Source organism: Rhodococcus sp. NPDC060084, from assembly GCF_042730335.1.
Lineage (GTDB): Bacteria > Actinomycetota > Actinomycetes > Mycobacteriales > Mycobacteriaceae > Rhodococcus.
The window spans coordinates 20365-31362 of sequence record NZ_JBHWWX010000044.1; the positions used below are offsets into that span (position 1 = coordinate 20365).

At 68.7% G+C, this 10998-nt stretch carries 12 protein-coding genes and 1 other RNA gene; 7 read left to right on the top strand and 6 right to left on the bottom strand.

Features of this window, described 5'->3' with window-relative positions; translation table 11 throughout:
- Positions 1-21: 21 nt before the first annotated feature.
- Together ACFWBU_RS18445 and ACFWBU_RS18450 are read right to left on the bottom strand one after the other, a co-directional pair.
- Positions 22-495 (bottom strand): low molecular weight protein-tyrosine-phosphatase, encoded by a 474-nt coding sequence (locus ACFWBU_RS18445; protein ID WP_378528936.1) that lies wholly within the window; start codon positions 493-495, stop codon positions 22-24.
- Complete coding sequence (locus tag ACFWBU_RS18450; protein ID WP_169620237.1) at positions 485-1174, bottom strand: HAD-IA family hydrolase; 690 nt, start codon at positions 1172-1174, stop codon at positions 485-487. Before ACFWBU_RS18450 ends, ACFWBU_RS18445 begins: the two co-directional genes overlap by 11 nt.
- Positions 1175-1250: 76 nt before the next feature.
- Between ACFWBU_RS18450 and ACFWBU_RS18455 the strand changes: the two genes are divergently transcribed.
- The 3 genes from ACFWBU_RS18455 (at position 1251) to ACFWBU_RS18465 (ending at position 4351) form a co-directional block, all read left to right on the top strand.
- Positions 1251-2396 carry a Nif3-like dinuclear metal center hexameric protein gene (locus ACFWBU_RS18455; protein ID WP_378528937.1) on the top strand — a complete coding sequence of 382 codons (1146 nt, stop codon included), beginning with the start codon at positions 1251-1253 and terminating at the stop codon, positions 2394-2396.
- Between the two features lie 75 nt (positions 2397-2471).
- Positions 2472-3209, top strand: coding sequence for a zinc ribbon domain-containing protein (locus ACFWBU_RS18460; RefSeq protein WP_169620235.1), 738 nt, complete (start codon positions 2472-2474; stop codon positions 3207-3209).
- Entirely contained in the window at positions 3158-4351 is a 1194-nt protein-coding gene (locus tag ACFWBU_RS18465; protein WP_378528938.1) for a bifunctional RNase H/acid phosphatase, read from the top strand. Before ACFWBU_RS18460 ends, ACFWBU_RS18465 begins: the two co-directional genes overlap by 52 nt.
- Positions 4352-4494: 143 nt before the next feature.
- Here the strand turns inward: ACFWBU_RS18465 and ACFWBU_RS18470 are convergent, their stop codons facing one another.
- Positions 4495-5760, bottom strand: a complete 1266-nt coding sequence (locus ACFWBU_RS18470) for a lipase family protein (RefSeq protein ID WP_378528939.1) — start codon at positions 5758-5760, stop codon at positions 4495-4497.
- A 103-nt stretch (positions 5761-5863) separates the two neighbouring features.
- Positions 5864-6382: a DUF1697 domain-containing protein gene (locus ACFWBU_RS18475; RefSeq protein WP_378528940.1), complete on the bottom strand. Its 519-nt coding sequence runs from the start codon at positions 6380-6382 to the stop codon at positions 5864-5866.
- A gap of 123 nt (positions 6383-6505) precedes the next feature.
- On the opposite strand from ACFWBU_RS18475, the gene rnpB reads away from it, so the two are divergent.
- The 4 genes from rnpB (at position 6506) to ACFWBU_RS18495 (ending at position 9425) form a co-directional block, all read left to right on the top strand.
- Positions 6506-6917: RNase P RNA component class A (rnpB, locus tag ACFWBU_RS18480), an RNA gene on the top strand.
- Between the two features lie 301 nt (positions 6918-7218).
- The gene (locus tag ACFWBU_RS18485; RefSeq protein WP_169620231.1) at positions 7219-7398 is read left to right on the top strand and encodes a hypothetical protein; all 180 of its coding nucleotides are present in this window, start codon (positions 7219-7221) and stop codon (positions 7396-7398) included.
- Positions 7399-7423: 25 nt separating this feature from the next.
- Positions 7424-8833, top strand: coding sequence for an RNB domain-containing ribonuclease (locus ACFWBU_RS18490; RefSeq protein ID WP_378528941.1), 1410 nt, complete (start codon positions 7424-7426; stop codon positions 8831-8833).
- Positions 8823-9425 carry a CHAP domain-containing protein gene (locus tag ACFWBU_RS18495; protein WP_378528942.1) on the top strand — a complete coding sequence of 201 codons (603 nt, stop codon included), beginning with the start codon at positions 8823-8825 and terminating at the stop codon, positions 9423-9425. Before ACFWBU_RS18490 ends, ACFWBU_RS18495 begins: the two co-directional genes overlap by 11 nt.
- 12 nt (positions 9426-9437) lie before the next feature.
- Here the strand turns inward: ACFWBU_RS18495 and pip are convergent, their stop codons facing one another.
- Together pip and ACFWBU_RS18505 are read right to left on the bottom strand one after the other, a co-directional pair.
- Complete coding sequence (gene pip / locus ACFWBU_RS18500) at positions 9438-10400, bottom strand: prolyl aminopeptidase (protein ID WP_378528943.1); 963 nt, start codon at positions 10398-10400, stop codon at positions 9438-9440.
- Entirely contained in the window at positions 10400-10843 is a 444-nt protein-coding gene (locus ACFWBU_RS18505) for a hypothetical protein (RefSeq protein WP_378528944.1), read from the bottom strand. The genes pip and ACFWBU_RS18505 overlap by 1 nt, the downstream gene beginning before the upstream one ends.
- Positions 10844-10998: the final 155 nt, after the last annotated feature.

The following is a 10998-nucleotide window of genomic DNA, read 5'->3' on the forward strand; positions in this document are numbered from 1 at the left end:
CGGTAGACGGTGAGGTAGGTCTCACTGTTGCCGCACCCAGTCGAGCAGCGCGGGAATCGCACCCTCGATCTGGTCGCGGACCTGCTCGAACTCGGGGAGCCCGCCGTAGTACGGATCGGGCACCGAATCGCCGTCGGCATCCGGGTCCAGCGAGCGCAGCAGGACGCGCCGCTCCGCCGGGACACCCAGGTGCGCCACCGCCCGATCGTGGTGGGTGGTCATCGACACCACCAGGTCTGCGGAAAGATGCGACGGTCCGAGTTCGGCCGCGACATGCCCGGTCGGGTACCCGTGCCGCTGCAGCACCGCGTTCGTCCGCGGGTCGGCCTCGGCGCCGACATGCCAGCCGTGCGTGCCGGCGCTGCTCACCCGCACCCGGTCGCCGAGTCCTTCGCGGCGCACGTGCTCGGCGAAGATCTTCTCGGCCATCGGAGACCGGCAGATGTTGCCGGTGCACACGAACGTCACGTGGAGCACGTCGTCGTCAGCGGCCACCCGTGAGCACCTCGCGAAGTTCGTCGACACTGGTCGCGATGCGGGCGGCGGCCTGCCCCTCGGTGGCGTCGCCGTAACCCCATTCGACGAAGACCGTCGGTATGCCCCAGCGTCCCGCGCCGTGGATGTCGTGCTCGCGGTCACCGACCATCACGACGCCGGTGGTCCCTGCTTCGACCGGCCGGATACCGAGGGCTTCGAGGCTGTGCGCGACGACATCGGATTTCGCGCGCCGCGTTCCGTCGTCACTCGCCCCGCCGATGAACTCGAAGTACGGCGCGAGCCCGAAGTGGTCCAGGATGCGTTCGGCGAAGGACTCCGACTTCGATGTCGCGACCGCGAGGCGGCTCCCTGCGGCGCGCACGGCGTCGAGCAGGGGTTCGACGCCGTCGAACACCGCGTTCTCGGCCCAGCCTGTCGCCGAGTAGTACTCCCGGTACGCCTCGATCCCTGCGGCGATCCGGTCCTCGTCGAGCCCGAGTGCGAGCAGGCTGTCGCGCATGGGCGGACCCAGCAGTCGGTGGAGGTTGCCCGTGGGTGGAGCGAATCCGACGGTGTCGGCCGCGTGGAGAAATCCGTTGATCACGCCGGTCGCCGAGTCCGTGAGCGTTCCGTCGAGGTCGAACAGGACAACCGGGGCGGGCAGGAGCAGTGGCTGTGGTTCGACGAGAAGGGTCACGCATCCATTGTCCTCGGTTCGGGCACACCGCGCCGCGTAGGGTCGTCGGGACAGCCGAGACAACCCAGGAGGACACGTGACTGCGCCGTCGCTGCGTGAGGTGATCGACGTACTCGATACCGCGTATCCACCGTCGCTGGCCGAAGGGTGGGACTCCGTCGGACTGGTAGCGGGCGACCCCGCCGACCCGGTCCACAAGGTGCTCCTCGCAGTCGACGCCACCACCGATGTCGTCGACGAGGCACTCGAGTGGGGTGCGCAGTTGCTCTTCGTCCACCACCCGCTGCTGCTGCGCGGCGTCGACACGGTGGGCGCGCACACCCCGAAAGGCGCGTTGATCCACCGGCTCATCCGCGGAGGCTGCGCGTTGTTCACCGCGCACACCAATGCCGATCGGGCGAATCCCGGCGTGTCCGACGCCCTCGCCGAGGCACTCGGGCTGACCGGACTGCGACCGCTCGAGGCCAAGCCCGAACCGGCCACCGACAAATGGGTGGTGATGGTGCCGTCCGGTTCCGCCGACAGCGTCCGGCACGCGTTGTTCGATGCCGGTGCGGGAGCGCTCGGCAACTACACGGAGTGCTGCTGGACCACTTCCGGCACCGGCCAGTTCCGTCCCGTCGGCGCAGCCGATCCCGCACTCGGCGTCCTCGGGGAACTCGAGCACGTCGAGGAAGCTCGTATCGAGGTGATCGCTCCGCGACGTTCCCGCTCCCGGGTGCTCGCCGCCCTGCGCGCCGCCCATCCCTACGAGGAACCGGCGTTCGACGTGCTCGAACTCGCCGAACTCCCGAGTGCTCGCGGGCTGGGGCGGGTCGGGGAGCTACCCGAGACGATGACGCTCGCCGAGTTCACCGAGTCGGTGGCCGCGGCCCTGCCCGCCACCGTGTGGGGAGTACGCGCCGCAGGCGACCCGGAGCGGCCGATCCGGAGCGTCGCGGTGTGCGGGGGATCGGGCGATTCGTTCCTCGGCGCGGTCGCGGCGCTCGACGTGGATGCCTACGTCACAGCGGACCTCCGGCACCACCCCGCCGACGAGCACCTGCGCGCCGGGGGTCCCGCACTCGTCGATGTCGCACACTGGGCGAGCGAGTATCCGTGGTGCGCTCAGGCACGTGACGTTCTCGACGCGGCATTCGCCGGCCGGGACGGCTGGCAGGCGCGGGTGAGCCGGTTGCGAACCGATCCGTGGACGACCGCCGCGGTGCGCGCGGTACCGTAATCAGCTACGACCCGTCTCCGGGGCTGTCCGTCATCCCCGCCCATCGAGGCCCCACCGAAAGCAGGAACCACCCGAGTGAACGTCGAATCCGCAGTGCAGTCCAAGCTTCTGTCTCTCGCCGCCGTGGACGCGGAGCTGAATCGCCTTGCGCACCGCCGTCGCACCCTGCCGGAACAGCAGACGGTGGACCGGCTCCAGTCCGACCGCAACGCGCGTAAGGATGCGGCCGTGGCCGTCGAGATCATCCTCGACGATCTCGATCGCGACATCCGCAAGCTCGAAGGGGAGATCGAAGCGGTGCGCATGCGTGCACAGCGCGATCGGACGATGCTCGAGAGCGGGTCGGTCGGCTCGAAGCAGCTCACGGAACTGCAGCACGAACTCGGAAGCCTCGAACGCCGTCAGGGGGCGCTCGAGGACGACCTCCTCGAGGTGATGGAACGTCGCGAGGCGTCGAAGGGCGACCACGATCACGCCGGGGCGCAGGTCTCGCAGATCGACGATCAGCTCGCCGACGCGACCCGCGCTCGTGACGAAGCCCTCGCCGACATCGACGTCGCCGAGCAGCGGTGCCGCAGCGACCGCGCGGCCCTGATCGGTGCGCTGCCCGAGGACCTGGTGGCGTTGTACGAGAAGCAGCGCGAACAGACCGGCATCGGCGCGGCACTGCTGCAGGGACGCCGCTGCGGTGCCTGCCGCCTCGAGCTCGACCGGGGCGAGATCGCCCGGATCGCGGCCGCACCTGCCGACGCGCTCGTGCGATGCCCGGAGTGCAACTCGATCTTGGTGCGCACCAAGGAATCCGGACTGTGACCCGGGTCGTCGTCGAAGCGGACGGCGGCTCGAGAGGAAATCCGGGACCGGCGGGCTACGGTGCCGTGGTGTTCGACGCCGACCATCGGACCGTCCTCGCCGAGCGGCACGCGAGCATCGGGCGGGCCACCAACAACGTCGCCGAATACCGGGGACTGCTCGCGGGGCTGACCGCCGCCGCGGAACTCGGGGCGGACGAGGTGGACGTCCGTATGGATTCCAAGCTCGTCGTGGAGCAGATGTCGGGCCGCTGGAAGATCAAGCATCCCGACATGATTCCGCTCGCCGCGGCGGCGCGGGAGACGGCGGCGAAGTTCCGCCGTGTCGACTACACGTGGATTCCGCGCGCCGAGAACGCGTACGCCGACCGTCTTGCGAATGTGGCCATGGACGCCGCTGCCGAGGCACTCGTCTCCGGCGAGGAGACGCTCGTCCTCGCAGAGTCGTCCTCGTCGCCTTCGGTCGCGGCGACGACTCCGCCGGCCGCGACGACTCCGGCACCCACGGCGCCGGGCTGGACGGGCGCGACCGGTTCGCCGACACGGCTCCTGCTGTTGCGGCACGGCCAGACACCGCTGTCGGTGGAACGCCGCTACTCGGGGCGGGGCAACCCGCCGCTCACCGAACTCGGTCGTGAACAGGCCGTTGCCGCCGCGCGCCGGATCGCGGCACGAGGAGGCGTCGCCGCGGTGGTGTCGTCGCCGCTCGGCCGCGCCCGCGAAACCGCCACCGTGGCCGCGGACGCCCTGGATCTGCCCGTGACGGTGCACAACGGCCTGATCGAGACGGATTTCGGCGAGTGGGAGGGCCTCACGTTCGGTGAGGCCGCCCAGCGCGACCCGGACATTCATCGCGCGTGGCTCGGCGACACCTCGGTGCGTCCGCCCGGTGGCGAGAGTTTCGACGAGGTCCACTCGCGGATTGCCGCCGCGCGAGACGATCTGGTGTCGGAGTTCGGGGGAGTGACCGTACTCGTCGTCTCCCACGTCACTCCGATCAAGACCTTCCTGCGGCTCGCGCTGGATTCGGGTCCGTCCCTGCTGTACCGGCTGCACCTGGACCTGGCGTCGCTCAGCACCGCGGAGTTCTATCCGGACGGCGGATCCTCGGTGCGTCTGGTCAACGACACTTCGCATCTGTAACACGCGATATCCCGGTTCACGGGAGCAGCGATGAAAAGAGTGGCCGCGCAGGCATGTCGGGGGGTGCCTGCGTGGCCACTCACATCATGTATCGCTGCGATCGGTGAGGCGTTACCGGCCGCCGAGCTTTTTTCGAACTTTCCTTACGCGCCGCAGGTCGTTGTCGCGGGGACGCCGGCGAATCGCTGGTCCAGCCAGTCCATGCCCTCCACCAGAGCGGGGAAAAGTCCGACGACGTGCCCGAATCCTGTCTTGGTGAACGCCGGGGGAACGTCGTATCGCTGATAGGTGACGGTCGCTCCGGTGAGGCACCACTTGCCGACCATCGTGTCGACGCCCGACACGAGCACGAAATCGTCCCCGGTGGCCTGCGCCACGAACACCGGAACGGACGGGGTCCGGTTGCCGAGTTCCTGTTCGGCCACGAGCGAGGCCCACGGCTCCTCCGAGAGATGCTCGACGATCGGCCGGCCGTCGACGGTGTACCGGGTGGTCGAGGAGAACGGGTCGAGCAGCGGTGCGTCGAACACGCACGCATTTTCGGCGCGGCCGAGAATATCGAGGCCCGCGGGATTGAACACCGTCAGCATGTCGTCGGCGTGTTGCGGGTACGCGGAAATGAACCCGTTGACGACCCAGCCGATGCCTCCCGACAAGAACGAACCGTCGCCTGCGACCGCGAGATCGTTGAGGGACGCGGGCGGTGATCCCGCGACCGCACCGGCGACCGGCAGTTCCGGGGCGTAGGTCGAGGCGAGTTCGGCTGCGGAGGCCGCTGCCATACCGCCCTGCGAATAACCCCAGAAGGCGATCGGGCTGTCCTGATCCACGCCGAGAGTTCCCAGCGACCGGGTAGCGCGGGCGAGGTCGAGCATCGCGTGCCCCTGGGAGGCACGGTTGAGATAGGGGTGGACTCCGGCGGTGCCGAGCCCTTCGTAGTCGGTGACCGCGACCGCGTAGCCGCGCGCGAGGAGCGGACCGATCTGGAGGTGCTCGTACTCCTGGCCGAAGGTCATGAGCTTGGACGGGGCACACTGATCGCCCATGCCCTGAGTGCCGGGCCCGACCACGACGGTGGGCCGGGGGCCGTCGCCGGCCCACGGCAGTGCCGGGACCATCACGGTGCCGACGACGGCGACAGGCTTGTCGGTGGCGCTGGTGCTGCGATACATCACGCGGGTGACCGAGGCGTCGAGCACGGCGGGGGTGCCGGGGATGATTGCGGCGACCGACGGGGCAGTGCGCAGTACCTCTCCCGGAGAACCGGAACTCAGGTCGGGCGTGGCGTAGAAGTCGTCCGACTGTGCGGCGGGGCCGGGCACCGCCGGCTGGGCTGCTGCGGTGGTCGTCGCGCCGAGGGAGAGTCCTGCGAGAGCTGCTGCGGCAAGCAGTCGTGCGGCAATCCGCATGTGTGTCCTTCGAGTCCGGATTCATGTGCCGCGACTGCGGCCCCCGGGGAGGCTAACTGCACTTACGAGGACGTCCGAGGATTTGCTTACTTGTGGTGACAAGTCACAGCAACTTGCGGAGTGTTTTCAGATTTCGAGCGGTGGTGACCGCCTTGTACCGACCGGACCCGGTCTTCTTCCCGAGCGCGCTGTCGAGAGTGTTCCCCTTCTCGACCTGCCAGTAGAGGACACCCGCACCCGGTGCGGCGCACTCGACGTCACCGTCGAGACCGTTCGCATCCGCAGCCAGGGCGTCGAGAACATCGGGGTCGGACACGAACACCACATAGGAGTGCCGATCCTCGCGGTCTCCGAAGGGGTAGGCCGCCACGATGTCCGCCACCCGGGATTGCTCGACGACGAAGGTGTAGGCGTCGTACCCGAAGCGATCGGTCAGCGCGCGTTCGAGTGCGGGTTTCAGCGACGAGGCATCGTCGTCGGAGTCGAACAGCACATTGCCCGACGCGAGTACGGTGCGGACGTCGCGATGTCCGGCCGCGGAGAACAACTCCGCCAGATCGGCCATCTTGATCCGGATACCGCCGACGTTGATCCCGCGCAGGAAAGCCACGTACCGAGTCATGCGGTTCACGGTAGTTCTCCCGCGGCGGGCCGGGAGGGCGATAGGCGGTGGTCGCACGGCGGCAGACGGCACGGGGTCCGTGCGTCGTATCCCCGCGGGCGCGCGCTACGCTGTCCGGGCGGACGAGTTGGCCGGGCGACCGCGGAACAGGGAACCGGCACCGGATGGTGTCAGGCCCTGCGTCGAGGAAAGTCCGGACTCCACAGAGCAGGGCGGTTGTTAACGGCAACCCGAGGTGACTCGCGGGACAGTGCCACAGAAAACAGACCGCCTGCCCCTCGCGGGCAGGTAAGGGTGAAACGGTGCGGTAAGAGCGCACCAGCACCCCGGGTGACCGGGGTGGCTAGGTAAACCCCGCCCGGAGCAAGGTTGAAGGTCGCATCGCTGCGCGGTGCGTCTGCGCAGGTGCTCGAGGGCTGCTCGCCCGAGCCTGCGGGTGAACCGCTCGAGGTACCCGGCAACGGTGTGCCCAGATGGATGGTCGCCACCCCGCTTCGGCGGGGGACAGGATCCGGCTTACAGGCCGACTCGTCCGCCCTGCATCCCTGTCCCACCCCGCCGACGCGCGTGCCCGCCCCGGTCGGTCGACGGCATCGCCGCCGCCGGGAGTCGCTCAGAGCGGTCCGACGACCAGCAGGTGGGCCCAGTACGAGGCGGACTCGGGGCCTACATAGGGCAGCAGTGCATCGAAAAGGATGTACGACACGTGTGATCTCCTTCGGTCGGTGACGATCTTGTGGTCCGGCCGACGCTACCAGCTGCGCCGGTAGCCGAGTTTCGCCGAAACCGCGCCCGATATACCGGGTATCGCGCCGCTGTTCGGGCACACTGGGGCCATGAGTGACGACGGTTGGTATTTCGATGTGAAGACCGGCAAGGTGACCCAGGGCAAAGATCCCAGCGCCCTCAACCGCATGGGTCCGTACCCCGACCGGGAGACCGCCATGCGGGCCCTCGACATCGCTGCCGCCCGCAACAAGGCAGCCGACGACGCGGACGACGAATGGAACAAGTGATCGCGCGACGAGGAGCCCCGCCGCTTTGGTGACCACACCCATCGTCGTCGCACCGGAGATCGATTTCACCGGTGTCCGCGCCGAGTTCGGCCTCGTCGACGAATTCCCCGACGAGGCGCTCGCAGAGGCCCGGAGGGCGACCGACAGATTCGCTTCGGAGCGCGACGATCGCACAGATCTGCCCGTGGTGACGATCGATCCACCCGGTTCGATGGACCTCGACCAGGCACTCCACCTCGAGCGCACCGACACCGGATTCGTGCTCCACTACGCGATCGCCGACGTGTACGCGGTCGTCGAACCCGGCGGTGCGCTGGATCTCGAGACGCACCGCCGCGCGCAGACCTTCTACCTTCCCGACGGGTCGGTGCCGCTGCACCCGCGGGTGTTGTCGGAGAACGCGGCCAGTCTGCTCCCGGGCGCGGTGCGACCGGCCGTGTTGTGGCGCATCGAGATGGACGAGTACGCAGAGCCCGTCGCAATCTCCGTGTCGCGGGCCCGCGTCCGCTCGGTGGCGCGACTCGACTATGCCGGTGTGCAGCGCGATGCCGATGCGGGCACCCTCCATCCGTCGATCGCGGCGCTACCCGAGTTCGGGCGGTTGCGCGAAGTCGCGGCGCGGGCACGGGGCGCGATCGAACTGAGACTCCCCGAGCAGGACGTGGTCGAAGACGGTGACGGCTGGCGACTCGACATCGAACCGCGCACCGAGGCCGACGACTGGAATTCGCATGTGTCGTTGCTGACCGGAATGTGCGCGGCGCGCATCATGATCGACGCGAAGACCGGGCTGCTGCGCACGTTGCCGCCCGCCGATCCCGACGCTGTCGCCTCTCTCCGCCGAACCGCCTGTTCGCTGGGCGTCGAGTGGCCGGGCGGCATGTCGGTGGGCGCCTTCCTCGCCGGTCTCGACGCGAATCTGCCCACCACGCTCGTTCTCATGAGCGAGGCGCCGACGCTGCTGCGCGGCGCGTCCTACGTCGCATTCGACGGGGAACTGCCGGAACTGACGGTGCACGGCGCGATCGGCGCCGCCTACGCGCATGTCACCGCGCCGCTGCGCCGGCTGTCCGACCGCTACGCCACCGAGGTGTGCCTTGCGGTGTCCTCGGGTACCGAGTTGCCCGGCGATGTGCGCGACACCCTGGGTCTGCTGCCGAAGATCATGTCCTCGTCCGATTCGCTCGCCGGCAAGGTCGGGCGCGCGTGCATCGACCTCGCCGAAGCGGTCGTGCTGTCGTCGCGGGTGGGGGAGACCTTCGACGCCACGGTCCTGAAGGACGCCACCGAGCGACGCGACGCCGAGATCTTCATCCCGTCGGAGACGGTGATCGCGCAATGCACCGGCGCACCCGCGGAGGGACAGCGCGTCACGGTCCGCCTGGTACTCGCCGACCCGGCGTCCCGGAGAGTGCAGTTCGCCTGTGAACCCTGATCGGACCGTCGGGCGCCCACCGCTCGCGGCGATCACGGCGGTCGTGGTGGTCGCCGTGGCTCTTGTTGCCGCGACCGTGTGGTGGAGTGCCCCCAACCGCTTGTTCCCCTGGGACAGTGCATCGTTCCCGGACGTGGACACGTCGGCGCTGTCGCCGACGCAGGGCCGGATCGTCGAGTTGCTCGAGGATCAGCACAACGCGCAACGGTCCGGGACGTTCTACTCCGAGGGCGTCCGGGAACCGTGGTGTGCGGACTTCGTCAGCTGGATCATGCGGGAAGCCGGTGTGCCTCTGGCTAATCCGCATTCCGGTCACTGGCGTATCCCGGGGGTGTACACGCTCGGGGAGTACTACGAGCAGACCGGCCGCTTCGAACCCTCCGGATCGGGCTACCGCCCCGCCGTCGGCGACGTGGTGCTCTACCACAGCTCACTGGGTTTCGGGCAGCGTGAACACACCAACATCGTGATCGCGGTGGAGGGCAGCACCGCAACCACCGTGGGCGGCAACGAGTTCGGTAAGATTCGCGTCCACACCCTCGATTGGGAGGGCGACGGCGCCGTGGTCGGTTTCGGGCGGTTGCCCGCCTGAACCGGCGGCGGACTACCGGAACCGGTCCGTGGCCTGCAGGAGTTCATGGGTGATACCGGGTTCGGTTGCCGCGTGACCGGCATCGTCGACGATGCGCAGATCGGACTGTGGCCAGGCCCGATGCAGATCCCATGCGCTGCGCGCCGGACACACTACGTCGTAGCGGCCCTGCACGATCACCCCGGGAATGCGGTGCAGCAGATGCGCGTCGCGCAGAATCCGACCGTCCTCGAGAAAACCACGGTGGTAGAAGTAATGGTTCTCGATCCGCGCGAACGCGAGGGCGAACCGGGGTTCGGAGGTTTCGGCGACGCGGTCGGGATGGGGTAGCAGCGTGCTCGTGGCGCCTTCCCACGTCGACCATGCGATCGCGGCGTCCAGTGCCACGTCCGGGTCGGGGGAGTGCAGCAGACGGTGATAGGTGTCGACGGGATGCTCCCCGGGTTCCGCCGCGGCGAGTGGTGCGGTGAATCCCTCCCACAGATCGGGGAACACCTCTCCCGCACCGCCGTTGTAGTACCAGTCGATCTCGCTGCGCCGTAGCAGGAAGATTCCGCGCAACACCAGTTCGGTGACGCGGTCGGGGTGTCGCTGGCTGTAGGTGAGCGCGAGGGTCGATCCCCACGAGCCACCGAAGACGAGCCACTGCTCCACGCCCAGGTGGGTGCGCAGTCGTTCGATGTCGGCGACCAGATGGTCGGTCGTGTTGACCGACAGGTCTGCCCCGTCTGCGACGTGCGGGAGCGATCGGCCGCAACCGCGCTGATCGAACAACACGATGCGGTAGGCATCGGGGTCGAAGAACCGGCGCTGCATCGGCGACACGCCGCCGCCGGGCCCGCCGTGCAGGAACACCGCAGGCTTGCCCGCGGGGTTGCCACTGACCTCCCAGTACAGTTGCTGACCGTCACCGACGTCGAGCATGCCCTGCTCGTACGGTTCCAGCGGCGGATACAGCTCGCGGCGCTCGTTCATCAGAAGCCGACGAGACCGGATGCGAGATCGGGAATTTCGAGTGCGGTGATCGCTTCCTGCCGCACCTCGGGGCACTGCTCGGACGTGATCGTGTCGATCCGTGCCCGATCACCGGCGAGTGCGAGGAGGTCGACGCCGTTGGCCCCTGCCCATTCGCCGATGAGGATGTTGAGCCCACCGCGGCCGACCGACGGGGTGTACGTGCGCCACGGCGACAGTTGCGCCTCCAGCCGGGTGCACAGATCTTCCGCCTGAGCCTCGGTGACGCCGGCGTCACCGGACTGCGGAGACCGCGTTGCCGAGGAGGTCGCCTCGGTAGACGACGACAGTTCTGTGCTGGAACCGGTCTGCCCGGATTCGGGCGCCGGAGCGCATGCCCCGAGAACGCCGATCATGGCGGCTGCGATGGCGGCCGCAGCCGGCACCTGTCGTAATCGGTTCATGGATTCACACCTCGTCTGTCGCGGCTCGGGTCGTGGTCGCCGTCGAGTGTGCCACCGAATCCTGAGGGTGCGGTGAGGCCGCCCCGCCGGAACCGGGGGACGAACGTCACACAACGGCAAGCCCTTCCGCGGCATACCGCAGGAAGGGCTTGCCG